This window comes from Geodermatophilus tzadiensis (assembly GCF_003002915.1).
Classification (GTDB): Bacteria; Actinomycetota; Actinomycetes; order Mycobacteriales; family Geodermatophilaceae; genus Geodermatophilus; species Geodermatophilus tzadiensis.
The window spans coordinates 1-26,106 of record NZ_PVTG01000002.1; the positions used below are offsets into that span (position 1 = coordinate 1).

Annotated in this window: 25 protein-coding genes; 15 read left to right on the forward strand and 10 right to left on the reverse strand. The window is 76.1% G+C overall.

Features of this window, described 5'->3' with window-relative positions; genetic code table 11:
* Positions 1 to 94 precede the first annotated feature (94 nt).
* Positions 95 to 1,489: a class II fumarate hydratase gene (locus LY71_RS02975; protein ID WP_106275500.1), complete on the reverse strand. Its 1,395-nt coding sequence runs from the start codon at positions 1,487 to 1,489 to the stop codon at positions 95 to 97.
* A 157-nt stretch (positions 1,490 to 1,646) separates the two neighbouring features.
* Here LY71_RS02975 and LY71_RS02980 point away from each other — a divergent pair, with 157 nt between their 5' ends.
* Positions 1,647 to 2,225: a hypothetical protein gene (locus tag LY71_RS02980; protein WP_106275501.1), complete on the forward strand. Its 579-nt coding sequence runs from the start codon at positions 1,647 to 1,649 to the stop codon at positions 2,223 to 2,225.
* A gap of 179 nt (positions 2,226 to 2,404) precedes the next feature.
* On the forward strand, positions 2,405 to 3,538 hold the full coding sequence (locus LY71_RS02985) for a hypothetical protein (protein WP_106275502.1): 1,134 nt from the start codon (positions 2,405 to 2,407) through the stop codon (positions 3,536 to 3,538).
* 80 nt (positions 3,539 to 3,618) lie between these two features.
* On the opposite strand, the gene glpX is transcribed toward LY71_RS02985, so the two are convergent.
* Positions 3,619 to 4,674, reverse strand: coding sequence for a class II fructose-bisphosphatase (gene glpX / locus LY71_RS02990; protein WP_211297119.1), 1,056 nt, complete (start codon positions 4,672 to 4,674; stop codon positions 3,619 to 3,621).
* Between the two features lie 68 nt (positions 4,675 to 4,742).
* On the opposite strand from glpX, the gene LY71_RS02995 reads away from it, so the two are divergent.
* Complete coding sequence (locus LY71_RS02995) at positions 4,743 to 5,375, forward strand: DUF4245 domain-containing protein (protein ID WP_106275503.1); 633 nt, start codon at positions 4,743 to 4,745, stop codon at positions 5,373 to 5,375.
* 7 nt (positions 5,376 to 5,382) lie between these two features.
* Here the strand turns inward: LY71_RS02995 and LY71_RS03000 are convergent, their stop codons facing one another.
* The 3 genes from LY71_RS03000 to LY71_RS03010 are packed head-to-tail and all read right to left on the reverse strand — an operon-like array spanning position 5,383 to position 8,502.
* Positions 5,383 to 5,622, reverse strand: coding sequence for an exodeoxyribonuclease VII small subunit (locus LY71_RS03000; protein ID WP_106275504.1), 240 nt, complete (start codon positions 5,620 to 5,622; stop codon positions 5,383 to 5,385).
* The gene (gene xseA, locus LY71_RS03005) at positions 5,619 to 6,839 is read right to left on the reverse strand and encodes an exodeoxyribonuclease VII large subunit (protein ID WP_106275505.1); all 1,221 of its coding nucleotides are present in this window, start codon (positions 6,837 to 6,839) and stop codon (positions 5,619 to 5,621) included. Before xseA ends, LY71_RS03000 begins: the two co-directional genes overlap by 4 nt.
* 55 nt (positions 6,840 to 6,894) lie before the next feature.
* Positions 6,895 to 8,502, reverse strand: coding sequence for a hypothetical protein (locus tag LY71_RS03010; RefSeq protein ID WP_106275506.1), 1,608 nt, complete (start codon positions 8,500 to 8,502; stop codon positions 6,895 to 6,897).
* Positions 8,503 to 8,680: 178 nt separating this feature from the next.
* Here LY71_RS03010 and LY71_RS03015 point away from each other — a divergent pair, with 178 nt between their 5' ends.
* Positions 8,681 to 9,631 carry a 4-hydroxy-3-methylbut-2-enyl diphosphate reductase gene (locus tag LY71_RS03015; protein WP_106275507.1) on the forward strand — a complete coding sequence of 317 codons (951 nt, stop codon included), beginning with the start codon at positions 8,681 to 8,683 and terminating at the stop codon, positions 9,629 to 9,631.
* A 74-nt stretch (positions 9,632 to 9,705) separates the two neighbouring features.
* On the opposite strand, the gene LY71_RS03020 is transcribed toward LY71_RS03015, so the two are convergent.
* The 4 genes from LY71_RS03020 to LY71_RS03035 form a co-directional block, all read right to left on the reverse strand.
* Entirely contained in the window at positions 9,706 to 10,422 is a 717-nt protein-coding gene (locus LY71_RS03020; RefSeq protein WP_146146048.1) for a DUF6542 domain-containing protein, read from the reverse strand.
* A gap of 200 nt (positions 10,423 to 10,622) precedes the next feature.
* Positions 10,623 to 11,807, reverse strand: coding sequence for a DNA recombination protein RmuC (locus LY71_RS03025; protein ID WP_106275509.1), 1,185 nt, complete (start codon positions 11,805 to 11,807; stop codon positions 10,623 to 10,625).
* Positions 11,808 to 11,909: 102 nt separating this feature from the next.
* Complete coding sequence (locus LY71_RS03030) at positions 11,910 to 12,476, reverse strand: methylated-DNA--[protein]-cysteine S-methyltransferase (RefSeq protein WP_106275510.1); 567 nt, start codon at positions 12,474 to 12,476, stop codon at positions 11,910 to 11,912.
* Positions 12,473 to 13,960 carry an AlkA N-terminal domain-containing protein gene (locus LY71_RS03035; protein ID WP_106275511.1) on the reverse strand — a complete coding sequence of 496 codons (1,488 nt, stop codon included), beginning with the start codon at positions 13,958 to 13,960 and terminating at the stop codon, positions 12,473 to 12,475. Before LY71_RS03035 ends, LY71_RS03030 begins: the two co-directional genes overlap by 4 nt.
* Before the next feature lie 146 nt (positions 13,961 to 14,106).
* Between LY71_RS03035 and LY71_RS03040 the strand changes: the two genes are divergently transcribed.
* The 7 genes from LY71_RS03040 to LY71_RS03070 all read left to right on the forward strand — a co-directional run bounded on the left by LY71_RS03040 (position 14,107) and on the right by LY71_RS03070 (position 20,068).
* Positions 14,107 to 15,402 (forward strand): S8 family serine peptidase, encoded by a 1,296-nt coding sequence (locus LY71_RS03040; RefSeq protein ID WP_106275512.1) that lies wholly within the window; start codon positions 14,107 to 14,109, stop codon positions 15,400 to 15,402.
* A 41-nt stretch (positions 15,403 to 15,443) separates the two neighbouring features.
* Positions 15,444 to 15,689 carry a hypothetical protein gene (locus LY71_RS03045; RefSeq protein ID WP_106275513.1) on the forward strand — a complete coding sequence of 82 codons (246 nt, stop codon included), beginning with the start codon at positions 15,444 to 15,446 and terminating at the stop codon, positions 15,687 to 15,689.
* Positions 15,690 to 15,729: 40 nt separating this feature from the next.
* Complete coding sequence (locus tag LY71_RS23670) at positions 15,730 to 16,329, forward strand: hypothetical protein (protein WP_211297120.1); 600 nt, start codon at positions 15,730 to 15,732, stop codon at positions 16,327 to 16,329.
* 139 nt (positions 16,330 to 16,468) lie between these two features.
* Positions 16,469 to 17,371: an ABC transporter ATP-binding protein gene (locus tag LY71_RS03055; protein WP_106275514.1), complete on the forward strand. Its 903-nt coding sequence runs from the start codon at positions 16,469 to 16,471 to the stop codon at positions 17,369 to 17,371.
* On the forward strand, positions 17,368 to 18,195 hold the full coding sequence (locus LY71_RS03060) for an ABC transporter permease (RefSeq protein WP_106275515.1): 828 nt from the start codon (positions 17,368 to 17,370) through the stop codon (positions 18,193 to 18,195). The genes LY71_RS03055 and LY71_RS03060 overlap by 4 nt, the downstream gene beginning before the upstream one ends.
* Complete coding sequence (locus LY71_RS03065; RefSeq protein WP_245887632.1) at positions 18,192 to 19,433, forward strand: sensor histidine kinase; 1,242 nt, start codon at positions 18,192 to 18,194, stop codon at positions 19,431 to 19,433. Before LY71_RS03060 ends, LY71_RS03065 begins: the two co-directional genes overlap by 4 nt.
* Positions 19,430 to 20,068: a response regulator gene (locus LY71_RS03070; protein WP_106275516.1), complete on the forward strand. Its 639-nt coding sequence runs from the start codon at positions 19,430 to 19,432 to the stop codon at positions 20,066 to 20,068. The genes LY71_RS03065 and LY71_RS03070 overlap by 4 nt, the downstream gene beginning before the upstream one ends.
* Positions 20,069 to 20,072: 4 nt before the next feature.
* On the opposite strand, the gene LY71_RS03075 is transcribed toward LY71_RS03070, so the two are convergent.
* The gene (locus tag LY71_RS03075; RefSeq protein WP_106275517.1) at positions 20,073 to 21,104 is read right to left on the reverse strand and encodes a class I SAM-dependent methyltransferase; all 1,032 of its coding nucleotides are present in this window, start codon (positions 21,102 to 21,104) and stop codon (positions 20,073 to 20,075) included.
* A gap of 119 nt (positions 21,105 to 21,223) precedes the next feature.
* Here LY71_RS03075 and LY71_RS03080 point away from each other — a divergent pair, with 119 nt between their 5' ends.
* The 4 genes from LY71_RS03080 to LY71_RS03095 all read left to right on the forward strand — a co-directional run bounded on the left by LY71_RS03080 (position 21,224) and on the right by LY71_RS03095 (position 26,106).
* Complete coding sequence (locus LY71_RS03080; protein ID WP_106275518.1) at positions 21,224 to 22,621, forward strand: nicotinate-nucleotide adenylyltransferase; 1,398 nt, start codon at positions 21,224 to 21,226, stop codon at positions 22,619 to 22,621.
* A gap of 104 nt (positions 22,622 to 22,725) precedes the next feature.
* The gene (locus LY71_RS03085; protein ID WP_106275519.1) at positions 22,726 to 23,898 is read left to right on the forward strand and encodes an HNH endonuclease signature motif containing protein; all 1,173 of its coding nucleotides are present in this window, start codon (positions 22,726 to 22,728) and stop codon (positions 23,896 to 23,898) included.
* Between the two features lie 176 nt (positions 23,899 to 24,074).
* Positions 24,075 to 25,148 carry a redox-regulated ATPase YchF gene (gene ychF / locus LY71_RS03090; protein ID WP_106275520.1) on the forward strand — a complete coding sequence of 358 codons (1,074 nt, stop codon included), beginning with the start codon at positions 24,075 to 24,077 and terminating at the stop codon, positions 25,146 to 25,148.
* A gap of 124 nt (positions 25,149 to 25,272) precedes the next feature.
* Positions 25,273 to 26,106, forward strand: a complete 834-nt coding sequence (locus LY71_RS03095; RefSeq protein WP_106275521.1) for an alpha/beta fold hydrolase — start codon at positions 25,273 to 25,275, stop codon at positions 26,104 to 26,106.

Sequence of the window (26,106 nt, forward strand, 5' to 3'; positions counted from 1 at the left end):
CTGCGGAGCGAATGGTCTTCGACAACCACGTGCGTTCCGCAGAGGCGCCCCCATGTCAACACTCAGTTGCTGCGAGCAACCCACATAACGCGCCTCAGGGGTGGGTCATGGACAGGACGTCGAGGGCCTCGTCGAGCTGCTGCTCGGTGAGCTTCCCCTGCTGCACGTAGCCCCGCTCGACCACGACCTCGCGGATCGTCCTGCGCTCGGCGAGCGACTGCTTGGCCACCTTCGCCGCCTCCTCGTAGCCGATGTACTTGTTCAGCGGCGTGACGATCGACGGCGAGGACTCGGCGTAGGTGCGGCACTGCTCCACGTTCGCGACGATCCCGTCGACGCAGCGGTCGGCCAGCAGCCGGCTGGCGTTGGCCAGCAGCCGGATCGACTCCAGCACGTTGCGGGCCATCAGCGGCAGCGTCACGTTGAGCTCGAAGACGCCGGTGGTGCCGGCGTAGGTGACCGCGGCGTCGTTGCCGATCACCTGGGCGCCCACCTGGATGACCGCCTCGGGGATCACCGGGTTCACCTTCCCCGGCATGATCGAGCTGCCGGGCTGCAGGTCGGGCAGCTGGATCTCGCCGAGGCCGGTGCGCGGGCCCGAGCCCATCCACCGCAGGTCGTTGGCGATCTTCACCAGGCCGACGGCGATCGTCTTGAGCTGGCCGGAGCCCTCGACGAGCGCGTCACGGGAGCTCTGCGCCTCGAAGTGGTCGCGCGCCTCGCTCAGCGGCAGGTCGAGCTCGGCGGCGAGCTTCTCGATGATCGCGGCGGCGAACCCGGGCGGGGTGTTGATGCCGGTGCCGACGGCGGTGCCGCCCAGCGGCAGCTCGCCGATGCGCGGCAGTGAGGACCGCAGCCGCTCGACGCCGTAGCGCACCGCCGCGGCGTACCCGCCGAACTCCTGGCCGAGGGTGACCGGGGTGGCGTCCATCAGGTGGGTGCGGCCGCTCTTGACGACGTCGGCGAACTCCTCGGCCTTGCGCGACAGCGAGGCCTCCAGGTGCTGCAGCGCCGGGACCAGGTCGCGCACGATCGCCCGGGTGGCGGCCACGTGGATGGCCGAGGGGAAGACGTCGTTGGACGACTGCGAGGCGTTGACGTGGTCGTTGGGGTGCACCGGCGTGCCCGTGGCCTCGGTGGCCAGGGTCGCGATGACCTCGTTGGTGTTCATGTTGCTCGACGTCCCCGAGCCGGTCTGGAAGACGTCGATGGGGAAGTGGTCGTCCCACGTCCCGGACGCCACCTCGCCGGCGGCGTCGGTGATCGCCCGGGCGACGTCACCCGGGAGGACGCCGAGGTCGGCGTTGACGCGTGCGGCGGCGCCCTTGATGGCGGCCAGCGCCGCGATGAGCTCGCGCTCGATGGGTGTGCCGGAGATCGGGAAGTTCTCGACGGCACGCTGGGTCTGGGCCCGCCACTTGGCCCAGGCGGGAACGCGGACCTCCCCCATGGAGTCTCGTTCGATGCGGTGGTCCTGCTCCGTGGCCACGCTGGCTCCCGTGTGGTGTCGGTGGGATCGGTGCTGCACGCGTGACCCTAGAAGCACCCCGCCCCCGCCTCTCCTCCCAGGCTCGGAGCGGGAGCCCGGACGGGGTCGCGGCGGGCCCTACGGTCCCCCGGACGTCCCCAGCCCCGAGGAGGGCCACGTGTCCCACCCGCCGTCCGTCGACCCGTCCTGGGAGCCGCCGGCCTGGACCCCGCAGCCGGCGCCGGGCACCCCTGGGGGCGCGTGGACGCCGTGGGGGACCTGGGACCCCGCCGCCGGTCGGGCGGTCCCCGCACCCGGACCGGTCCCCGCGCCGCCGGCGTCCGCCGGCCGGCCGCTGCTGACCGTGCTCGCCGCGACCGCCGTCGGGACCGCCGGCCTGGTCGTCGCCGCCGTCCTCGGCACGCTGGTGCTGAGCTCGGCCGCCGACGACGTCGGCCGCGGGATCGGCGAGGGCATGGCCGAGGCGGTCGGCGCCCAGGCGGGCCTCTACGCCGACCCGTACCCGTCCGGCGGGACGCTCGGGCCGGTGGAGCAGTCGGATCCGGTGGAGCCCGGTGAGCTCGGCCCCGACCCGGTGCTCGACGCCTACGCGCAGAGCTGCTTCGACGGCGACCTGCAGGCCTGCGACGACCTGTTCTACGAGTCGCCCCCGCAGTCGGGGTACGAGGACTACGGCTCCAGCTGCGGGGGCCGGGTGCGGCAGTACGAGGTCCCCTCCTGCACCGACCTGGACTGACCCGCCGTCCCGGCCGGCCACCCCGCGAGCCCGTCCCACCAGGCCGTCCGCGACCCGAGGGACCGCCGGGGGTGCTGGGGCGGGGCGCCGCCGTCCCGTGACCGCGCCGTGCTCCCGGTCCGGCCGGGGCCGACCTAACCTGTCGACCGCAACCGACCCGAATCGAGGAGCCCGCCACCATGTCCCAGCCTCCCTCCCCGCCGCCGGGCGGCACCGACCCCGGGGCCCCGCAGCCGGGGCAGCAGGGCTGGGGCGCGTCCGACGACCCGACCGCGCAGGCGGGCCGGCCGGCACCGCCCACGTCGCAGTTCCAGCCCGGGCAGTACGGCCAGCCGAACCCCTACGGCCAGTCCGGCGAGCGGGAGCAGACCACCCCCTTCGGGCAGCCGGGCCAGGACCCCCACCAGGCCCCGTACGGCCAGCAGCCCTACGACCCGAACCAGACGCAGCACGGCCAGCCGTACGGGCAGCAGCCGTACGACCCGAACCAGGCGCAGTACGCGCAGCAGTACGGGCAGCAGCCCTACGGCGGCTACGACCCCCACCAGGCCCCGTACGGCCAGCAGTACGGGCAGCAGCAGTACGGGCAGCAGTACGGGCAGCAGTACGGCCAGCCGCAGCAGCCGGGCAGCAGGAGGAACCTCGTCGTCGCGCTGACCGTCGGCGGCGTGCTGCTGCTCGCCGGCCTCGCGGTCGGGCTGTTCTTCCTGCTCCGCGGGGACGACGGCGGCACGACGGCGGCCGACCCGACCACCACGAGCGCGAGCTCGCCGAGCTCGTCCGCGAGCTCATCCGCGAGCTCCTCGCCGTCGTCCGCCGGTGACTGCCGGGAGCCGGCGGGGGCGGGCACGGCAGGGGTGCCCGACCCGGCGTCGCCCTGCGACATCACCGAACCCGACCCCGACGGGGACTTCCTCCCCCTGGCCGAGCGGTGCGCGGCCGAGGACTGGGCGGCGTGCGACGACCTCTTCTACGCCACGCCGGTCGGCTCGGCCTGGGAGGAGTACGGCTCCACCTGCGGCGGTCGCAACGACCCGCAGGGCGGCAGCTGCGAGCAGCTCTACGCGGGCGGCGGGAGCCCCACCCCCGCTCCCGGCTCCGTCCCGCCGGCCACCGTCCCACCCACGGGTCTCGGCTCGGACCCGGCCCTGGACGCCCAGGCGCAGCGGTGCTTCGACGGCGACATGGGGGCGTGCGACGAGCTCTTCCTCGCCGCCGACGCGGGCTCGGAGTACGAGCGCTACGCCGACACGTGCGCCGGCCGGCAGCCGGAGGGCACCAACCGGTACTGCACGGACGCCTTCCCGGAGTGACGCGGCGCTGACCGGCGGAGGCCGACGGACGGCGGGCCCGGCACCCCTGGGGGTGCCGGGCCCGCTGCGTCCGCCGGGGGTCAGTGCCGGTCGAAGGGCACCGCGGAGTAGGCGCGCAGCTTCTCCAGCGCGTGCAGGCTGTCGATGGAGCGGATGGTGCCCGACCGCGACCGCATGACCAGCGACTGCGTCGTGCAGCCGCCGGCGTGGTACTGCACACCGCGCAGCAGCTCGCCGTCGGTGATGCCGGTGGCCACGAAGAAGACGTCGCCGCGGACGAGGTCGTCGATCTGCAGCACCCGGTCGAGGTCGTGGCCGGCGTCGAGGGCCTTCTGCCGCTCCTCGTCGTCCTTGGGCCACAGCCGGCCCTGCAGCGCACCGCCCATGCACTTGAGCGCGCAGGCGGCGATGATGCCCTCCGGCGTGCCGCCGATGCCCATGAGCAGGTCGACGCCGGTGCCCTCGCGGGCGGCGGCGATGGCGCCGGCCACGTCCCCGTCGGTGATGAACTTGATCCGGGCGCCGGCCTCCCGGACCTCGTGCACCAGCTGGTCGTGCCGCGGGCGGTCGAGGATGCACACGGTGACGTCGGCTACCGAGCCGCGCTTGGCCTTGGCGACCCGGCGGATGTTCTCGGCCACCGGGGCGGTGATGTCGACGACGTCGGCGGCGGCCGGACCGGTGGCGATCTTCTCCATGTAGAAGACGGCCGACGGGTCGTACATGGCGCCCCGGTCGGCCACCGCCATGACGGCGATGGCGTTGGGCATGCCCTTGGCCATCAGCGTGGTGCCGTCGACCGGGTCGACGGCGACGTCGCACTCCGGGCCGTTGCCGTCGCCGACCTGCTCGCCGTTGAAGAGCATCGGCGCCTGGTCCTTCTCGCCCTCGCCGATGACGACGACCCCGCGCATGCTCACGGTGCCGATCAGGGCGCGCATCGCGTCCACGGCGGCGCCGTCGCCGCCGTTCTTGTCGCCGCGGCCCACCCAGCGGCCGGCGGCCATCGCCCCGGCCTCGGTGACCCGGACGAGCTCGAGCGCGAGGTTGCGGTCGGGCGCGGGCCGGTCGGCGCGGAAGGAGCTGCTGGTGTGCGTGCTCGCCGTCAGCGGGCCGTCGGGCGCGGGCAGGGTCACGGGACCTCCAGGTCGGCCACCGGCGCCGGCGGGGCGGGGTGGGTCGGCGGTGCTGCGATCCTAGGGGAATGAGCACTCCCGGCCCGTCGAGCGAGCAGGCCGCACACCAGGGCGCAGGACCGTCGGCCGACGAGCAGCCACCGCCCCCGCCGTCCGCGGTGGAGCGGGCGAACCGGATGAGCGCGGTCAACATGATCCGGTCGCTGCTGCCGCTGGTGGTCATCTGCCTGCTCGCCGTCGGCTGGATCGCCTTCCGGCAGGGCGACCCCGACCCGGTGCGGCCGATCGACCCGACGAACGCCGTCCAGCTGGCCGCCGCGCGGGCGGGCTACGCCGTCCAGGTGCCCTCCGAGCTGCCCGACGGCTACCGGCCCACCAGCGTGCGCACCGACGCCGGGGACGCCGTCGACGGTGCCCCGGTGACGCTGGAGATCGGCTACGTGACCCCCTCGACGGAGTTCGCCGGCTACGTGACCAGCGACGACCCCGACGCCGACCCGCTCACCGCGGTGCTCGACGGCGCGCAGGCCGACGGCAGCGTCCAGCTGGCCGGCGAGGAGTGGACCCGCGCGACCTCCGGCCGCGGGGAGACGGTGCTCTCCCGCGAGGAGGACGGCGTGACGCTGCTGGTGACCGGCTCGGCTCCCGACGAGGAGCTGCAGACCGTGGCCGCCGCCGTCGCGCCGGTGGCCGCGCGCTGAGCCCGGCTCAGGCCTGCGGCTCGCCGGGGGTGGCCGCGGCCAGCCGTTCGCGCGCCCGGTCCAGCCAGTGCTGGCACAGCCGGGCGAGCTCCTCGCCGCGCTCCCAGAGGGCCAGCGACTCCTCGAGGGTCAGCCCGCCGGCCTCGAGCCGGCGGACCACCTCGGCCAGCTCCTCGCGGGCCTGCTCGTAGGTCTGGGTCGGCTGCTCCGGGGTGGGCTGCTCGGCGGTGGGCTGCTCGGCGGTCACGGCTGCCCATCCTGCCGGTCGACCCGGACGGGCAGCCGGCCACCGGCGACCCGCACCGCGAGCCGCTCGTCGTCGCCGACCTCGGCCGGGTCGCGGACCAGGGCGCCGTCGGCCCGCTGCACCAGCGCGTAGCCCCGCTCGAGCGTGGCCTGCGGTGAGAGCGCGGCCACCCGTGCGCGGGCGTGCTCGACGTCGCGCTCGGCGGTCTCGACGCGGTGGGTGAGGGTGCGCCGGGCGCGGTCGCGCAGCGCCGCGACGTCGTCGCCACGGCCGTGCAGCAGCCGCTCGGGAGCGGCCAGCGCCGGCCGGCTGCGCACGCCCTCCAGCCAGCGCACCTGCTGCTCGAGCCGCAGCGCGAGCAGGTGCCGGGCGCGGGCGCGCAGCCCGTCGACCAGCCGCCGCTGCTCGCCGATCTCGGGCACCACCCGGTGCGCGGCGTCGGTGGGGGTGGCCGCCCGGACGTCGGCCACGTGGTCGACCAGGGTGGTGTCGGTCTCGTGCCCGACGGCGGTGACCACCGGCGTGCGGCAGGCCGCGATGGCGCGCACCAGGCCCTCGTCGGAGAAGGGCAGCAGGTCCTCCACCGAGCCGCCGCCGCGGGCGACCACGATGACCTCGACCTCCGGGTCGCGGTCGAGCCGCTGCAGCCCGTCGATGACCGACGCGGCCGCGTTCACGCCCTGCACCAGGCTGTGGTGGACGGCGAAGCGCACCGCGGGCCAGCGCCGCCGGGCGGTGACCAGCACGTCGCGCTCGGCGGCGGAGTCCTTGCCGGTGACCAGCCCGACCACGGCCGGCGCGAAGGGCAACGGGCGCTTGCGGGCGGCGTCGAAGAGGCCCTCGGCGGCCAGCAGCCTGCGGATGCGCTCGATGCGGGCCAGCAGCTCGCCCAGGCCCACGGCGCGGATCTCGGTGGCGCGCAGCGAGAACGACCCGCGCGCGATGTAGTAGTCGGGCCGGGCCCGGACGACGACGCGGGCGCCCTCGGTGAGCTCCAGGCCGGGCCGGTCGACGACGTCGCGCGCGCAGGTGACCGGCACCGAGAGGTCGGCGGCCGGGTCGCGCAGGGTGAGGAAGACCGTCGCCGCCCCGCGCCGGGACAGCTGGGCGACCTGGCCCTCCACCCACACCTCGCCCAGCCGGCCGATCCACTCGGCGACCTTGCGGGCCACCGTGCGCACCGGCCACGGCGCCTCGGGGGAGGAGGGCGCGGTCATGCACCCGAGGGTGCCAGGCGGGACCGACCGTCCTGCCCGGCACCCCGGACGGGCACTAGCCCCGCGGCTGCAGGGGGCTGGCGTCGACGGCCTGCTGCTCGAGCTTCTCCAGCCGGTTGCGCAGCATGGTGACGAACTGCGGCCGGTTGCGGGTGGCCTCCTCGTAGCCGAGCAGGTCCTGCACCGTGGCGAGCTGGTAGCCGCGCAGCCGGCCGCGCAGCTGGGCGATGGTGAAGGCGTCGTAGCCGTCGATCGGCGCCGAGGCCGCGGCCGGCTCGCCGCTCCCCGCGTCGTCGCCGGGGGCGTCGGACCGCTCGCCGGCCGCGCCGGGAGCCGCGGCGACCGGCGTGCCGCCCTCGTCGGTGGCGGTCGCGGTGTCGGTCGCGGTGTCGGTCGCGGTGTCGGTGTCGGCGGTGTCCGTGGTGGTGCCGGTGTCCGGGGTCGTGGTGGTCGCGGCGTCCTCCGCCGGGCCGGCCTCGGCGCCCATCTCCTCGTCGACGCGGGCGTGCTCCTCGGTGACGACGTCGCTGCCCTCACCGGTCGCGGTGTCCTGCCCGGCCGTCGCGGTCTCCTGCCCGGCCGTCGCGGTGTCCTGCCCGGCCGTCGCGGTGTCCTGCCCGGCCGTCGCGTCGCCGCCCTCGGGGGCGACGACGCCCTCCTCGGTGACGGTGCCCTCGACGGTGGCGACCTCGCCGTCGGGCGTGATGACGTCGACCTCGGACGGCGCCTCGCCACCCGCGTCGGGCTGCGCGTCCTCGGCCAGCACGCCGGCGTCGCCCGCGGGAGCCTCGTCGGCCAGGCCGATGTCGGTGTCGGGGACGCCGGAGTCGGCGGCGTCGGGGGTGGTGGTGTCGTCGCTGCCCACGTCCGGCGCGCCGGCCAGCTCCCCGACCGGGGAGCCGCCGGGGTCGCTGGCGGCGGGGGCGTCGTCGGGGGTGGCGGCGCCGGACTCCGGGCCGGTGCCCTCGGCCTCGAGCAGCGCCGACTCCAGCGCGTCCTCGGCGGTGAGCGTCGAGTCGGCGGCGTCGAGGACGGCCGCGGCCTCCTCGGCGCCCTGCACCTGGTCGGTGATGTCCTCGAGGGCGGCCACGACCTCGGCCGGCGCCGGGTCCGGCGGCAGCCCGGCGGCCTCGTCGTCGACCAGGCCGGCCGCGTCGGTGTCGACGTCGACCTCCATGACGTCGACCTCGGTGAGCTCCGTCCGCGCACCGGTGTCGTCCAGGGCGGAGGCGGTGTCCTCCACCGCGGCGACGACGGCGTCGGCGGCCGGGTCGTCGGGGAGGGCCGCCACCTCCTCGTCGGGGATCGAGCCGGCGGTGGTGTCGACGTCGGGCGCGCGGTCGAAGGCGGAGTCGCGCAGGACGTCGATCGGCTGGGCCACCAGCGGGCTGCCGTCCTGGGCGCGGTCCTGGGCGGTGTCCTCGTCGTCGTCGAAGGTGGCCAGGCCCGGCTCGCTCGCGCCCCGGATACCGGTGAGCACCTCGTCGCCACGGGCCACCAGACCCGACCACTGCTGCTGCAGCTTCATCGCGGCCTGCAGCGCGATGCCGATGAGACGCACCGGGAGTCCCGGCAGCGTCCGGGGGAGGCTGCGGACGTCGTCGAGCACGGTGGCGGCCAGGCCGACACTCGCGCGGATCGGCTCGGGGATCTCACGGGACATGCCTCCAGCCTGCCGCAGTGCCCGCGGAACGGCATCGTGTGCCCTCCGGCGGCCACCCGGTCGGGCGGGGCGCTCGCGCAGCGGCGTGTCGCAGGTCTCACCAGCGGTCCGCCCGGTGGGGCCCGGTGTGACCCGGCGAACGCCGAGGGGCGGGGGGTGCCCCGCCTACCATGGGGGCATGGCTGATCAGCGCGGACGCGTCCTGCTGGCCGATCCCCGGGGCTACTGCGCCGGCGTCGACCGGGCGGTGGTCGCCGTCGAGCGGGCGCTGGAGATCCACGGCGCGCCGGTCTACGTCCGCAAGCAGATCGTCCACAACAAGCACGTCGTCGCCACCCTCGAGCGGCGCGGAGCGGTCTTCGTCGACGAGACCGACGAGGTGCCCGAGGGCTCGGTCGTCGTCTTCAGCGCCCACGGCGTCTCCCCGGCGGTGCACCAGGAGGCCGCGGCCCGGCAGCTGCGCACCATCGACGCCACCTGCCCGCTGGTCACCAAGGTGCACCAGGAGGCCAAGCGGTTCGCCCGCGACGACTACGACATCCTGCTGATCGGCCACCGCGGCCACGAGGAGGTCGAGGGCACCTCCGGCGAGGCGCCGTCGCACATCCAGCTCGTCGACGGGCCCGAGGACGTGGCGAACGTGCAGGTCCGCGACCCCGAGCGGGTGGTGTGGCTGTCGCAGACGACGCTGTCGGTCGACGAGACCCTGGCGACGGTCGACCAGCTGAGGAACCGCTTCCCCGGCCTGCAGTCCCCGCCCAGCGACGACATCTGCTACGCCACCCAGAACCGCCAGCAGGCGGTCAAGCAGATGGCCGCCGAGTGCGACCTGGTCATCGTCGTCGGCTCGACCAACTCGTCGAACTCCGTGCGGCTGGTGGAGGTCGCCCTGGAGGCCGGCGCCCGCGCCTCGCACCTGGTCGACTACGCCGCCGAGATCGACCAGGCCTGGCTCGAGGGAGTCGGCACCGTCGGCGTCACCAGCGGGGCCTCGGTGCCCGAGGTGCTGGTCAGCGAGGTGCTCGACTGGCTGGCCGCGCGCGGCTACCCCGACGTCGAGACGGTCAAGGCCGCCGAGGAGCGGCTGGTCTTCGCGCTGCCCCACGAGCTGCGGCCCAAGCGCGGCTGACCCGCCCCGGACAGCAGCAGGGCCCCCTCCCGGTCGGGAGGGGGCCCTGCTGCTGTCCGGTCAGTTCGGTGCCTTCACCGGCGGGCGGCCCAGCGGATCACGGCGACCACCAGCGCGACGCCGGTGGCGACGGCCATCGTGGGGAAGCCGCGGATGAGCACCGTGGCGATCGTCGGCAGGTTCAGGCCGGCCGAGGGGGCGAGGCCCACGTTCACCGCGGCGACGGCGACGAACACCATCGGCGGGGCGACGACCGGGGTGAGCAGGTCGGGCTTGCGGACCAGCAGCGTCGCGACGGCCGAGCCCGCGACGAGCGTGACCAGGGTCAGCAGGCCCAGGCCGACGCCGAAGAAGGAGTCGACGGCGCCGCCGGCCAGGGTGAGGACGAAGACGCCGAGGACGGCGACCACCCCCCACAGCCGGCCGCCGGACTCCGCCGCGGACGGCGCGGTGCGGGAGCCCGTGCGCGGCGCGGGGCGCCCGGTCGGGCGGCTGTCCCGGCGGGCCGCGGTGTCGGCGTCGTCGCGGTCGGGCAGTGGCGGCACGGCGGCCGAGGGGATGCGCTGGGACGGGCGGGCGCCGGACGGCCGGGGGCCGCCCGGGACGGGGCGGCCCGTCCCGCCGGCGCGGTCGGGAGCCGGCACCGCGGGACGGCCGCGCGGCGGGGGAGGGGGCACCGGCGGCCGGGCCATGCGCACGGGGCGGTCGGGGCCGGTCACGTCGGGGCGGAGGCTGCCGTGGTGGCGCGCCGGGCGCACTCCGCTGTCCCGCCAGGTGTCGGCTGCGCGCACCGAGGCCATGGCACCTCCCCGTCCGGACCGGTGGGCCCCGGGCGGGGCCGCTGTGAGCACTCACGGTAGCGACGGGTGGGGGATCGGCGGGCCGTTTCCCGGTGTCGGACCTCGACACGTCTCCCCGCCGATTTGGCAACTCTGGGTGGGGAGTGGGGGAGGTGTGACGGACGGGACGGGCGGGGTGCGGCCCGGGCGGGTCAGCCGTCCCGCGTCCAGCGCAGGGGGCGCACCTGGTCGTCGGTGTGGTCGTCGGCCCGGTCGTCGGCGGGGTCGCGCTCGGGCAGCAGCGTCCGCTCGGGCAGCGCGGGGCGGGTGACGGGCACGACGAGGTCGCCGGCGACGTCGCCCGCGGGGTCGTCGGCGGGGCGCAGCGTGCGGACCACGGCCTCGACCGCCGGCGGCGTCGGCACCGGGGTCTCGCCGACGCCGAGGTCGTCGAAGCGCCGGGCGGCGGCGAGCACGGAGCGCTCGTAGGAGCCGACCGTCTCGTTGTAGCGGGCGAGCGTGGCGCCCAGCGCCGAGCCCAGCCGGGTGAGGTGGCCCGACAGCGTGGTCAGGCGGGCGTGCAGCCGTCGGCCGACCTCGATGACCTGGTCGGCGTCGCGGGCCAGCCGCTCCTGCCGCCACGAGTGGGCCACCGTGCGCAGCAGCGCCAGCAGCGTGCTGGGCGTGGCGATGACGACGTCGCGGCCGAAGCCGTACTCGAGCAGGCCGGGCTCGGCCTCCAGCGCGGTGGTGAGGAACCCGTCGGAGGGCACGAACAGCACGGTGAACGGCGCCGCCGGGCGGAAGGCGGTGGGATAGCGGCGCGCGGCGAGCTGGTCGACGTGGGTGCGCAGCTGCCGGGCGTGCGCGGCGACCCGCTGCGCCTTGACCGTCTCGTCGGGCGCCTGCACGGCCTCGATGTAGCCGGTGAAGGGCACCTTCGCGTCGACGACCACCTGCCGCCCGTCGGAGAGGGTGACCACCAGGTCGGGGCGGACGCCGGCGCCCTCGTCGTTGGTGGACGACGGCTGCTCGACGAAGTCGCAGTGCTCGAGCAGGCCGGCCACCTCGACCACCCGGCGCAGCTGCACCTCGCCCCAGCGGCCGCGCACGTGCGGCGTCCGCAGCGCGGTCACCAGCGCCGCCGTCTCCTGGCGCAGCATCGCGCTGGTCTGCCCGACGGTGCCCATCTGCTCCCGCAGCTCGCCGTGCGCGGTGGCCCGGGCCTGCTCCATGCCGGCGAGCAGCCGGTGCAGGTGGTCGATCGACTCGTGCAGCGGGTCGAGCCCCGGGTCGGCCGGCCGGCGGCGCGCGAGCAGCGCGACCACCCCGAGCGTGACGGCCGCCCCCAGCAGCACCCCGAAGAGCAGGCCCAGCAGGAGGGAGGCGGCGTCCACGCCAGCAGGGTGCCTCAGCTCACCGACATCTCCCGGGAGCCGCCGCCGAGGCACAGGAGGCTTTCCCCACGTCCGCGGCCCCCGGGACGTGGGGAGAGCCTCCTATGCCTCGACCGGGACCGGGACCTCCACCGGGGCCTCGACCGGGAGCGGGGCGTGCGCGGCCTCGTGGTCGAGCAGCCAGCGCTTGACCGGGGTACCCCACCGGAAACCGCCCAGGCCGCCGTCGGAGCCGAGCACCCGGTGGCAGGGCACGAACAGCGCCGCGGCGTTGCGGGCGCAGGCGTTCGCCGCCGCGCGCACCGCCGACGGCCGGCCGCAGCGGGCGGCGAAGGCGGCGTAGGTGTCGGGCTGCCCGGCGGGCACCGTGCGCAGCACCTCCCACGCGTCCTCGAGGAACGGCCCGGACCGCTGCCGCACCCGGACGGCGTCGATCGCCGCGACGTCACCGTCGACGAAGGCCTCGACGGTGTCGAGCACCGGCAGGGTGTCGGCGTGCTCGACCCAGGTGGGCCGCAGCGCGCGGTGGACGACCGGCAGCAGGTCGGCGACGTCGCCGGTCCAGCCGGCGGCCAGGACGACGTCCTCCCCGCCGGCCCCGGGGGTGACGACGACGGTGAACGGTCCGGGCGGGGTGGCCACGGTGGCGTGGCGGGCGGGCGGGGTCATGACGCACTCCGATCGGGGGCGGGGGAGCGGGTGAACAGTGTGGGCGCGGCGAGGGCCCAGAGGTGCACCGCGGCGTACGACCGCCACGGCCGCCAGCGCGTCGCGGCGTCGGTGTCGGAGCTGCCGACGGCGGCCAGGGCGCGGCGCAGCGCGAGGTCGCCGGGCAGCCACACGTCGGGGTCGCCGAGGCCCCGCATCACCACGAGGGACGCCGTCCACGGGCCGATCCCCGGCAGCGCCAGCAGGTCGCGGGCGGCCTCCTCCCGGTCGCAGCCGGGGTCGAGGGCCACCCGGCCCTCGGCGAGCGCGGCGGCCAGCCCGGTCAGCGTGCGCCGGCGGGCGCCGGTGAGGCCGACCGCCGACAGGTCGGCCGCGGCCAGCGCGGCCGGCCGCGGGAAGGCGTGGGTCAGCGTGCCCACCGGCTCGGCGAGCGGTGTGCCGGCCAGCGCGACGACGCGGGCGGTGAGCGTGCGGGCGCCGGCCACCGACACCTGCTGGCCGAGCACCGCGCGCGCCGCCGCCTCCGGGCCGTCGGGCGAGGCGGGCACCCGGCGGCCGGGCGCGCCGGCGACCAGCGGGGCCAGCGCGGGGTCGGCGCCCAGGACCTCGTCGACGGCGAGCGGGTCGGCGTCGAGGTCGAGCAGCCGCCGGCAGCGGGGGACGGCGGCGCGCAGGTCGCGCAGGTCGGCGAGCAGCAGCCGCGCGGTCACCGCCGGGCCGCCGTCCGCGGCGGGGGAGAGCCGGACGACGCCGGGGCCCGCGGGCAGGTCGAGCACGCGGGAGAACGTCGTCCCGTCCCACTCCTCCAGGCCGGGGACGGCGTGCAGGCCGAGGAAGTGCAGCACCTCGGCGGCGTCGAACGGCGCGCGGGCGGCCAGCCGCAGGGTCAGCCAGCCCGGCGTCCCGCCCTCACGGCCCGGCCGCCGGCGCCGCAGCTCGCTGGGCGTGCACGCGAACACCTCGCGCACGGTGTCGTTGAACTGGCGGACGCTGGCGAACCCGGCGGCGAAGGCGACGTCGGCCATCGGCAGGTCGGTGGTCTCGACGAGCACCCGCGCGGTCTGCGCGCGCTGGGCGCGGGCGACGGCGAGCGGGCCGACGCCGAGCTCCCCGACCAGCAGCCGGTGCACCTGCCGCTCGGAGTAGCCGAGGCGGGCGGCCAGGCCGGGGACGCCGGTGCGCTCGACCTCGCCGTCGGCGATCAGCCGCATGGCCCGGGCGACGACGTCGGCGCGCACGTCCCACTCCGGCGACCCGGGGACGGCGTCGGGGCGGCAGCGGCGGCAGGCGCGGAAGCCGGCGGCCTGCGCGCCGGCGGCGGTGCCGAAGAAGCAGACGTTGGCCGCGGCGGGGGTGCGCGCCGGGCAGGAGGGCCGGCAGTAGATGCCCGTGGTGCGGACGGCGGTGACGAACCAGCCGTCGAAGCGGGCGTCCCGGCTGGCGACCGCGCGGTAGCAGCGCTCGGCGTCGAGGGAGGCGGTCACGGCACGAGCATGGCAGCGCGCGGCGCCGGGGACTGGCGGTTTCCGGACGCCGCCGTGGTCCCCGCCCGGAGTGCGCGCTGTCACCTCCTCCCGACACACTTCCGGGACCCGCCGGTGCCACGGCCGGCCGGGACGAAGGGGGAACCGTGATCGATCCACCGGCCCGCCGGGGCCCGGGCCCGAGGCCGCCCGTCCGGACCACCGGACGCCAGGTCGTCGTCTTCGCCGACCGCGACGACGTGCGGGTCGACTGGTCGGCGGCCGGCGTCACCGACGTCGCCGACTCCCGCGACTTCCCCGCGGAGCGGGTGCCGGCGCAGACGCTGCGCGAGGCCGGTGCCACCGTCTTCGCCCGGCTGGGCATCGCCGTCGTCGCGGCCGGCCCCGACCAGGTCGGCGCCCTGCGCGCCGCGGCCCCGCCGGTGCTGTCGGTCTCGCCGGAGCTGGTGCACCGGGTGCTGCCGGAGGACCTGACCGGCTACGTCCGCGGCTACCGCGACGGCGTCGCCGACCTCGCCGGGCGGGTCCTCGGCGCCGGCGGTGGGGACGGCGCCGCGGCCCCGCCGCTGTTCCAGGACACCGCGGCCGCGACCTGGGGCGTGCAGGCCGTGCGGGCGACGACGTCCCCCTGGACCGGCAGCGGCATCCGGGTCGCCGTCCTCGACACCGGCCTGGACCTCGCGCACCCCGACTTCGCCGGCCGCGCGGTCACCGCCGAGTCGTTCGTGCCCGGGGAGGCCGCCCAGGACGGCCACGGGCACGGCACGCACTGCGTCGGCACCGCCTGCGGCCCGCAGTCGCCGCCGACCGGGCCGCGCTACGGCGTCGCCTCGGGCGCCGAGGTCTTCGTGGGCAAGGTGCTCGGCGACGAGGGCAGCGGGGACGACGGCGGCATCCTGGCCGGCATCGACTGGGCGGTGGCCAACGGCTGCGCGGTCATCTCGATGTCGCTGGGCGCCGACGTGGCCGAGGCCCACCCGCCCTACTCCGCCGCGGGACGGCGGGCGCTGCAGCAGGGCTCGCTGATCGTGGCCGCGGCGGGCAACAACGCCGACCGGGAGAACGGCGAGCTCGGCTTCGTGGGGGCGCCGGCCAACAGCGTCGAGATCCTCGCCGTGGGCGCGCTCGACCCGGCGCTGACGGTGGCCTGGTTCTCCGCGCGGAGCCTGTCGGCGCCCGGCGGCGAGGTCGACGTCGCCGCGCCGGGGGTCGACGTGCTCTCCACCTGGCCGATGCCCGACCGCTACCACACCATCAGCGGGACCAGCATGGCCACGCCGCACGTCGCCGGGGTGGCGGCGCTGTGGGCCGAGGCCACCGGGCGGCGCGGCTACGAGCTGTGGGCGACGCTGACCCAGGCGGCGCAGCGGTTGACCGAGCCGTCGGTCGACGTCGGCAGCGGGCTGGTGCTGGCGCCGCAGGAGGGCGCCGGCGGGGGCTGACGGCGGGGAGGGGACGGGGGTGGGGGGCGTAGCCTCCCGCCATGTCCCTCCCGCTGACGCCGGTCAGCGTGACCGTCGACGACGGCCACCTGGCCCAGGTCGAGACGGTGGCGCAGGCCCTGCGCGACTCCGGGATGCAGGTCGAGCGGGTGCTCGGCTCGCTCGGCGTGATCACCGGGCGGGCGCCGGCCGGCGCCCGCCCGAGCCTGCTGGCCGTCGAGGGCGTCACCTCCGTCGACGAGCAGCTGCGCTTCTCGCTGCCCCCGCCCGACGCCCCCGTCCAGTAGCCGCGGGGACCCTCCCGGCCCGCCGTCCGTTGGCCGGGGTGTGCAGGTCGCCCGCCAGGTCCCGTCCCGGCAGCGGAGGGTCCTCGCGCTCGTCGCCGGCGTCCTCGTGCTGCTCGCGGCCGTGCTGGTGGTCCGCTCCGTGACCGCCGAGCCGCCGCGCTCGGCCGAGTGCGCCGCCGCCGAACCCGCGGTGCGGGTCGACCCCGCCGCGGTCCCGGCGGGCCCGGTCGCCGGCTACGGCGCGGAGCAGCTGGCCAACGCGGCGGCCGTCCTGAACGCGGCGGCGGACCTCGGCCTGGACACCTGCGCGCAGACGATCGGCGTCATGACCGCGATGGGCGAGTCCTCGCTGCGGGTGCTCGACCGTGGCGACGCGGCCGGGCCGGACTCCCGGGGGCTGTTTCAGCAGCGGGACAACGGCGCCTGGGGCTCCTACGCCGACCGGATGGACCCCACCACCAGCGCCACCAACTTCTTCCTCGCACTGCTCGAGGTGCCCGACTGGCCGTCGCTGGAGCCGACCATCGCCGCGCACCGCACCCAGCGCAACGCCGACCCGTACCACTACGCGCGGTACTGGGACCCCGCGGTCGAGGTCGTCTCCGCGCTGGCCGGCCGCCCCGTGCTCGGCACCGCCTAGCAGGAGGGCCTCCCCGCCCCCCGCCACTCGCAGGCTCGCGGCGGGCCCCTGCACGGAGGCCGCCCGTCCACCGACCGGTGGACGGGTGACCCACGGAACGGCCGTCCCGGTGGAACCCGCGGCGGGCCAGGGTGGTGCCATGACAGCGATCCAGGTGGCACCGGCCGCGGTGGAGGCCGGGCAGGACACGGCGGTCCGCGTGCGCGGGCTGGTCAAGCGCTACGGCGGCCGCGCGGTGGTCGACGGCGTGGACCTCGACGTCCGGCGCGGCGAGGTGTTCGCCCTGCTCGGGCCCAACGGCGCGGGCAAGACGACCACCGTCGAGGTGCTCGAGGGCGTGCGCCGGCGCGACGGCGGCGAGGTCACCGTCCTCGGGCAGGACCCCGCGACGGCCGGGCGGGCGTGGCGCGACCGGATCGGCGTGGTCGCGCAGAGCACCGGCGTCGGCGACGCGCTCACCGTGCGGGAGACGCTCGACCACTTCGCCCGCTACCACGGCACCGCGCGGCCCACCGCCGAGCTGCTCGCCGCGGTGGGCCTCGCCGAGGCGGCGGGCACCCGGGTGGCCCGGCTCTCGGGCGGGCAGCGGCGGCGGCTGGAGGTCGCGCTCGGCGTCCAGGGCCGGCCGGAGCTGCTGTTCCTCGACGAGCCCACCACCGGCATGGACCCGGTCGCCCGCCGCCGGTTCTGGGAGCTCGTCCGCGGCCTGCGCGCCGGTGGGACGACGGTCGTGCTCACCACGCACTACCTCGACGAGGCCGCCGAGCTGGCCGACCGGGTCGGCGTCCTGTCCGGCGGCCGGCTGGTCGACGTCGCCCCGCCCGCCGAGCTCGGCGCGCAGCTGCGGCGGGTGGCCACCGTGCGCTGGACGGAGGACGGCGCCACCCGCGAGGTCGTCACCCCCGAGCCGGCCGCCGTGCTGCGCGACCTGCTCGCCGCCCACCCGGCCGGTGAGGTGCCCGGCCTGACCGTCACCCGCCCCGGCCTGGAGGACGTCTACCTGTCCCTGGTCGGCGCCACGCCCGAGGGAGAGACCCGATGACCGCCGTCCTGAGCCCCGCGACGACCCGCCCGGCGCCGCCGTCGGCGCTGGCGATCGGCCTGGCCCGCACCGGCCTGGAGCTGCGGCTGTTCGTCCGCGACCCGGCGCAGGTGGTCTTCTCCTTCGCCTACCCGATCGTGATGCTGGTGATCTTCGCGTCGGTGTTCGCCGGCGAGGACCGGCCGGGCGGGGTGCCGTTCGCGCAGTACTTCCTCGCCGGGATCGCCGCCACCGGGATCATGCTGACCAGCTTCCAGGCGGTGGGGACGGCGCTGGCCGAGGAGCGCGAGCGCGGCGACCTGGCCCGGCTGCAGGTGATCGGCACCCCGCCGCTGGGCTACTTCCTCGGCAAGGCCGGGCAGGTGGTGGTCACCACCGTGCTGCAGCTGGCGGTGCTGCTCACCGTGGCCGCGACCGCCTACGACGTGCCGATGCCCGACGGGGTGGGCCGCTGGCTGACCTTCGCCTGGGTGGTGCTCCTCGGCGCGGTGGCCGGCACGGTGCTGGGCATCGCGGTCGCCTCGGCGGGCAGCAGCCGCGCGGTGGGCAACGGGATCAGCGCGTTCGCCGTCGTCCTGCAGTTCTTCTCCGGGGTGTTCTTCGTCTTCTCCGAGCTGCCCTCGTGGATGCAGGAGGTGGCGGCGGTCTTCCCGCTGAAGTGGCTGGTGCAGGGCATGCGGTCGGTGTTCCTGCCCGACGCGGCGGCCGTGGCCGAGCCCGCCGGCAGCTGGGAGCACGGGACCACTGCCCTCGTGCTGGCCGCGTGGGTGATCATCGGACTCGTGGTCTGCGCCCGCACGTTCCGCTGGCGCCGGACGGCGTGACCGCCGCCCGCCGCCGGCTGGCCGCCGCCCTCCTCCCCACGGCCGGGGACGAGGGCGGCGAGCCGCTGTCCGCGCGCGGGTGGCGCGCCACGGTCGTCGGGATGCACGTCATCTCGGCGGCGGTGTGGACGCTGGCGGTGGCCAGCGTCCTCTCCGGCGAGGTGACCGCGCCGGGGGAGCAGGGGCCGGTGCTCGCCGTCCTCGGGGGACTGGCGCTGTCCTACGTCCTCGCCGGTGCGCCGGCCGTGGCGGGTGGGCACCCGCGGCGGGCGCTGGTCCACCTCGTCGTCGTGGTGGTCGCGTTCGGGCTGCTCGGCTGGCTCGCCCCGGGGCTGCTGTTCCTGCTCTTCCTCGCCTACCCGCAGGTCTGGTTCGTGGTGCAGGGCCGGCTCACCGGGGTGGCCTGGACGGTGCTGCTGGCCGTGGCGAGCGCGATCGGCCCGGTGTCCGGGGCGGCGGCCGGGAGCACTCCGCTGGAGGTCCTGCGCGAGTCGGTGGTCAGCCTGGCGTTCAGCCTCGCGCTGGGGCTGTGGATCAGCCACGTGCTGCGGCAGAGCGCGGAGCGGGCCGACCTCATCGAGCAGCTGGAGCGCACCCGCTCGGAGCTGGCCACCGCCGAGCGCGAGCGCGGGGTGCTCGCCGAGCGGGAGCGGCTGGCCGGCGAGGTGCACGACACCCTGGCGCAGGGCTACACCTCGATCGTGGTGCAGGCGCAGACCGCCGCCGCGCTGCTGTCCGCCGACCCCGACGCCGCCCGCGAGCGGCTGGCGGTGATCGAGGAGGTCGCGCGCGACAACCTGGCCGAGGCGCGGGCGGTCGTGGCCGCGTTCCGGCCGGTGGCCCTGGACGGGTCGACCCTGGTCGAGGCACTGCAGCGGCTCGCGTCCCGCTTCGCGCGCGAGACCGGGCTGGCCGTGCGGGTGGACACCAGCGCGCTCGACGGTCTCCCGGCGCTGCGCACCGACGAGGAGGTGGTGCTGGTGCGCGGGGCCCAGGAGGCGCTCACCAACGTCCGCCGGCACGCGGGGGCCACGGCCGTGGTGCTGCGGCTGGCGCGGGTGGGCCCGCAGGTGTCGGTGCACGTGGAGGACGACGGCGTGGGCTTCGACCCGTCGGCGGTGACCGCGTCGGGGCTGGAGGGCCTGCGCGGCCGGGTGGCGCAGGTGGGCGGCGAGGTCGACGTGGCCTCGGCGCCGGGCGCGGGGACGCGGGTGACCGTGCGGGTGCCGGGGTCGTGAGCATCCGGGTGCTGGTGGTCGACGACCACCCGGTGGTGCGCGGCGGGCTGGTCGGCTGGCTGGCGGCGCAGCCCGACCTCGACGTCGTCGGGGAGGCCGGCGACGGGCAGGAGGCGCTGGCGCAGGTGGCCGCCACCGGGCCGGACGTCGTCCTCATGGACCTGCGGATGCCGCGGATGGACGGCGTGACGGCGATCGAGCGGCTGGCCGTCGCGCACCCCGCCGTCCGCGTGCTGGTGCTGACGACCTACGACACCGACGCCGACATCCTGCGGGCGGTCGCGGCCGGTGCGACCGGCTACCTGCTCAAGGACGCGCCGCTGCCGCAGCTGGCCGACGCCGTCCGCGCCGCCGCCCGCGGGGAGACCGTGCTCGCGCCGCCGGTGGCCGCGCGGCTGGTGTCCCGCATGCGCGCCCCGGCCCCCGAGGAGCCCACCCCGCGGGAGCTGGAGGTGCTGGCCGGGGTGGCGCGCGGGCTGACCAACGCCGAGATCGGCCGGGAGCTGTTCATCGGCGAGGCCACGGTGAAGACCCACCTGCTGCGGGTGTTCGCCAAGCTCGGCGTCGACGACCGCACCCGCGCGGTGATGGTCGCCGTCGAGCGCGGCCTGCTGCCCGGTCCCAGCTCCCGCTGACGCCTCAGCGGGTCGCCGACACCGCGACGAGGGGCGCTCCCGGGACGAGCGTCCGCGGCGGCTCCGGGTGCAGTCCGGCCTCGGTCAGCTGACGGACCAGCGAGCCGGCGTCGGGGAGCTGCAGGTCGCCCTCCTGCGCACGGAGCAGCAGGTCCATGTGCCGGCTGAACAGCTGCGGCACCGTGGCGGTGGTGACCACGAGCAGGGTGCCGCCGGGGGTGAGCAGGCCGGCAACCGCGCGCAGCAGCGGCACCCGTTCGGCCGGCGGGAGGTAGTAGACGACGTTGGCGAGCAGGGCGAGGTCGAAGGGCTCGCCGAGCGGCCCACCCGGTCCCTCGGCGAGCGCGGTCCGGACGTCGAGGGTCGCGACGGTCGCCCGGTCGGCGAGGCCCCGTTCCCGCAGGGTGCGTGCGGCCAGGGCGGCGGCGCCGGCGTCGACGTCCACCCCGACGCCGGTGGCGGCGGGTGCCGCCTCGAGCACCCCGGCGAGCTGCAGCCCGGCACCGCACCCGACGTCGAGCACCCGGCGCGGGCGGCGCTCGGCGACCGTCCGCACCAGCAGGTCGTGCACGAACGGATCGAAGCCGGCGGACATCCGGGCGATGACCTCGCCGTGCTCGGTGGTGTCCCGCCGCCGCGCGCCCTCGGTGAGCACCGGGCGCAGGCCGCGGTAGAGGTCGGTGTGGAACCCGCCGAAGCCCTCGTACGAGGCCCGCACGAGGTCGTCCTCGACGACGGCGCGCCCGGCGCGGGCCAGCCGCCACCGGGCGCCGTCCCCGTCCACGAGCCGGACCACCGCCGCCACCCGCAGGAAGGCCTCCAGCAGGTCGGGGTCGGTGGCGCCGGTGAGCCGGGCGAGCTCCGCGGTGCTCGCGGGCGCCCGGGCGAGCGCGTCCAGCACGCCGGTGTCGAGGGCCGCGCTGACGACCTGCAGACGCAGGGCCGCCTGCCCGTCCTGCGTGGCCCGCAGCCGGGCGCGGAGGTCCCCCCTGCGCAGCAGCTGGAGGAGCGCGCGCGAGCTGATGAGGCGGGCCATGCGACCTCCCCGGGGCGAGGGTGCTCCGGTGGTCAGCGTGCCGGTCGCCGGGACGGGTCACCAGGGTCCCGCGAGCCCTACGCTCTCCCTGCACCCGGGCCGCACCCGGAGGGGGCCTCATGGACGCCGGCGTCGACACCCTGCAGAAGGCGCTGCAGGTCAACCTGGACCTGCGCTGGTACGGGACCATCGCCGAGATCGGCGCGGGCCAGGAGGTGGCCCGCTGGTTCTTCCGCGCCGGGGGCGCGGCGGGCACGGTGGCCAAGTCGATGTCGGCCTACGACATGGCGGTCAGCGACGCCGTGTACGGCAAGGCCGACCGCTACGTCTCCCAGGGCCGGCTGCAGGCGATGCTCGACCGCGAGCTGCAGCTGAACATCGACCGGCTCAGCGACCAGCGCGGCGACGACACGTCGTTCTTCGCCTTCGCCGACACCGTGGTGGCCCGCAGCTACCGCGGCGGCAACGAGTGCCACGGCTGGATGGGCGTCAAGTTCCAGGCGCACCCGCGCGACGAGCCCAGCCAGGTCGTCATCCACGTGCGGATGCTCGACGAGGAAGCGCCCCAGCAGCAGGAGGCCCTCGGGGTGGTCGGCGTCAACCTGCTGCACGGCGCCTTCTTCCAGCACCACGAGCCCGACCGGCTGGTGGAGAGCCTGCTCGACCGGCTCACCACCGGACGGGTCGAGATCGACCTGATCGAGATGAGCGGCATCGAGTTCCGGATGGTCGACAACCGGCTGATGGCGCTCAAGCTCGTGCAGGTCGGGCTCTCCGGCGCGGCGATGTTCGGGCCCGACCGGCGGGTGCTGCAGCCCAGCGAGGCGCTGCGGAAGAAGGCGATCCTGGTGGAGCGCGGCAGCTTCCGCCCACCGACGGTGGTCAACATCGACATGCTCGAGGCGGCCCGGACGGCGTTCGAGAAGGACCCGGCGGTCGCCGGGCGCGAGGTGCTCGTCCTCACCGAGCTCACCATGGCCAACCTGCGCGCCGGCGGGGACGTCGTCGACCGGCGGGACTTCCTCGCCCGCGCCGACCTGCTGGCCGCGTGTGGCCTGCCGGTGCTGATCTCGGACTACCTGGCCTACCACCGGCTGGCCGCCTACCTCGCCTGGCGCACCGACGGCCGGCTCGGGATGGTCATGGGGGTCCCCAGCCTGCTCGAGCTGTTCGACGAGGGCGCGCACGCCGAGCTGCCCGGCGGCATCCTCGAGAGCTTCGGGCGCCTGTTCAAGAACGACCTGCGGCTGTTCGTCTACCCGATGCTGCGCGACGGCCGGGTGGTCACGGTCGACACCGTCGAGGTGGCCGAGCAGCTGCGCCCGCTGTTCGACTACCTCAACCGGCGCGGCAGCTTCGTCGGCCTCGACCACGAGCCGGACTACCTGCCGATCCTCAGCAGGGACGTCCTCCAGCGGATCCCCACCGACGACACCGGCTGGGAGGAGATGGTGCCGGCCGAGGTGGCGGCGCTGATCAAGAAGCGCGGCTTCTTCGGCTACGGCCGGTCCCGCTGACTCCTGGTCGTGCTCCGCTGGCCGGCGGCGCGCTGTTCTGGGGATGAGCCGCTGACCTGGGGATTCAGGCTGCACGAGGGCGTCCCTCCGGCTAGACTTCGTACATGTGTTCGGGTGATCCGCTGACCGGTGACGTGCTGGACGACGTCGCCGCGCTGGTCGCCGAGCGCAACCGGATCGACGCCCTGCTGGCGCGTCGGGTGCGGGCCGCGGAGCTGTCCCAGGCACCGGAGCGGGACGGGGCGAGGAGCATGCTCTCGTGGCTGCCCGGGCACTGCCGGCTGTCGACCGCGGCGGCGGCGCGGGTGGTGGGCAACGGGCGGGTGCTGGAGCACCTGCCGGCGCTGGCCGAGGCCCATGACGCCGGCTTGGTGTCGGCCGAGCAGGTGGCGGTGGCCGCGACCGCGCTGACGCCGGAGCGGCTGGCCGCGGCGGCCGAGCGCGGGGTGGACCTGGCCGTCATCGACGCCGTGCTCACCCAGGTGGCGATCGACCACCCGCACGCCGACTTCGTGCGCGCGGTGCGGCACTACCTGGCCCGGCTCGATCCCGACGGGCCCGAGCCCGATCCCACCGAGGGGCGGCGGTTGACGCTGGCCAGGCACGCTGACGGGTCGTTGTCGGTGCGGGGCGAGCTCGACGCGGTGGGTGGGGAGAAGCTGCAGGCGGCGCTGGAGTCCTTCGTGCAGGCCGACCGTCCCGCCGGCGACGGGCGCAGCCGCGCCCAGCGCCTCGGCGACGCGCTGGTGCAGCTGTGCGACACCGCCCTGGCGTCCGGTTCGCTGCCCACCCTGCGGACGGTGAAGCCCCACGTCGCGGTGGTGATCGACCTCGAGGACCTGGCCGATCCCGCCACCGGCCCCGACGCCGGGCGGATGGGCTTCGGCGCGACCATCTCCGCGGCCCGCGCCCGCTGGCTGGCCTGCGACGCCACCGCGAGCCGGGTGGTGTTCGGCCCCGACGGCGCCCCGCTGGACCTCGGCCGCGAACACCGGCTGGCCGACCGGCACCTGCGCCGCGCGGTCGAGCTGCGCGACCGCGCGTGCGTCTTCGCCGGCTGCGGGGCGCCCACTCACTGGTGCGACGTCCACCACCTGGTGCACTGGCTCGACGGCGGCGAGACCAACCTGGCCAACTCCGCGCTGCTGTGCGAGCGCCACCACACCCAGGTCCACCACGGCTTCCGCGTCGAACGACGACCCGACGGCACCTGGCGCACCTGGCGACCCGACGGCACCGAGATCGGTGTTCCGCCCCCACTGGCCCCGGCGGCCTGACCCTCACTGCTCGACCTCCCGACGCCGGGCAGTGAACGCTCCCGGGTCGTCGCCCGCCCGACAGCGCGAGGAATGCCTCGTCGGCCTCCGAGTGGCTGTGACGTACCGCGGCCGGGTCGGTCGGGTCCCCGGCGCGCGTCGTCCCCTCCCGGGACGGCCCCGTAGGCTGGACTCCCGTGAGTCTCACCATCGGGATCGTCGGGCTGCCCAACGTCGGCAAGTCGACGCTGTTCAACGCGCTGACCAAGAACGACGTCCTGGCGGCCAACTACCCCTTCGCCACCATCGAGCCGAACGTCGGCGTCGTCGGCGTGCCCGACGAGCGGCTGGGCAGGCTCGCCGAGCTGTTCAGCTCGCAGAAGGTGGTGCCGGCGACCGTGTCGTTCGTCGACATCGCCGGCATCGTGCGCGGCGCCAGCGAGGGGCAGGGGCTGGGCAACAAGTTCCTCGCCAACATCCGCGAGAGCGACGCGATCTGCCAGGTGATCCGCGTGTTCACCGACCCCGACGTCGTGCACGTCGAGGGCAAGGTCTCCCCGCGCGACGACATCGAGACGATCAACACCGAGCTCGTCCTCGCCGACCTGCAGACGCTGGAGAAGGCCGTCCCGCGGCTGGAGAAGGAGTCGCGCAAGGACAAGGAGCGCGCCGCGCTGCTGGCCGCCGCCGTGGCCGCCCGGGACGTGCTGGACACCGGGCAGACGCTGTTCGCCGCCGGGGTGGACCCCGCGCCGCTGCGCGAGCTGACCCTGCTGACGACGAAGCCGTTCCTCTACGTCTTCAACGTCGACGCCGACGAGCTGGCCAACGAGTCGCTCATCGCCGAGCTGCGCGAGCTGGTGGCCCCGGCCGAGGCGATCCTGCTCGACGCGAAGACCGAGTCCGAGCTCGCCGAGCTCCCCGCGGAGGAGGCCGCCGAGCTGCTGGAGTCGATCGGGCAGAGCGAGCCGGGCCTCGACCAGCTGGCCAAGGTCGGCTTCCGCACGCTCGGCCTGCAGACCTACCTGACGGCGGGCCCCAAGGAGGCGCGCGCCTGGACCATCCCCGTCGGCGCGACCGCGCCGCAGGCCGCCGGCGTCATCCACACCGACTTCCAGCGCGGCTTCATCAAGGCCGAGGTCGTCTCCTACGACCAGCTGATGGAGGCCGGCTCGATGACCGAGGCGAAGTCCCGCGGCTGGGTGCGCATCGAGGGCAAGGACTACGTCATGGCCGACGGCGACGTCGTGGAGTTCCGCTTCAACGTCTGATCGCTGACGGTCGTGCGCGACCGGCAGCAGTGGCCCCGCCGGGACGCGACACCGCGCCCTATCGGAACGGCGCGTTCCTGTGGTGTGCTCTGGGTCACCCTGCCCTCACCAGCGACGGAGACCCATGAGCACTCCCACCACCCACGCCCCCCGGACCGTCCAGGTCGGCGACACCTCCGTCGCCGTCCAGGAGTACGGCGACGGCGACCCGCTGCTCATCATCAACGGGACCACCCAGTCCCTGGGCTTCTGGGCCGAGCCGGCTCCGGTCCTGGCCGGCGGTCACCGGGTGGTCACCTACGACCTGCGCGGCATGGGTGGGTCCGAGCGGGGCTCGGGCGAGATCAGCGTCGCCTCGCTGGCCGCGGACGCCCTGGGGCTGATGGACGCCCTCGGCATCGAGCGGGCGCACGTCCTGGGCTACTCCCTGGGCAGCGCCGTCGCCCAGGAGCTCGCGCTGGCCGCTCCGGAGCGGGTGGCCTCGCTCGTCCTCTACTGCACCTGGGCCCGCACCGACGGCTTCCAGCGGGCGGTCATCACCGGCCTGGCGCACCCGTGGCGCACCGGCCACCTCGACGCCGCGCTCGGGGCACTCGGCATCGCCTTCTCCCCGCAGCTGCTGGCCAGCCCGCAGTTCGGCGAGCTGATCGAGCAGATGCTGCCGCTGTTCCCGAGCACCGAGCAGCACGTCCGGACCACCGTGGAGCAGTGGGACGCCGACCTGGCCCACGACACGCTCGACCGGATCGGGAGCATCACCGCGCCCACCCTCGTCGTCGCCGGTGAGCAGGACCTGCTCACCCCGCCGTGGCACGGCCGGCAGGTGGCCGAGACGATCCCCGGCGCGGAGTTCGAGCTGTTCACCGGCCCGGGGTCCAGCCACGCGCTCGGCGTCGAGCGCGCCGAGGAGTTCCTCCCCCTGGTGCAGGACTTTCTGGCCCGGAACCCGCTCTCCTGA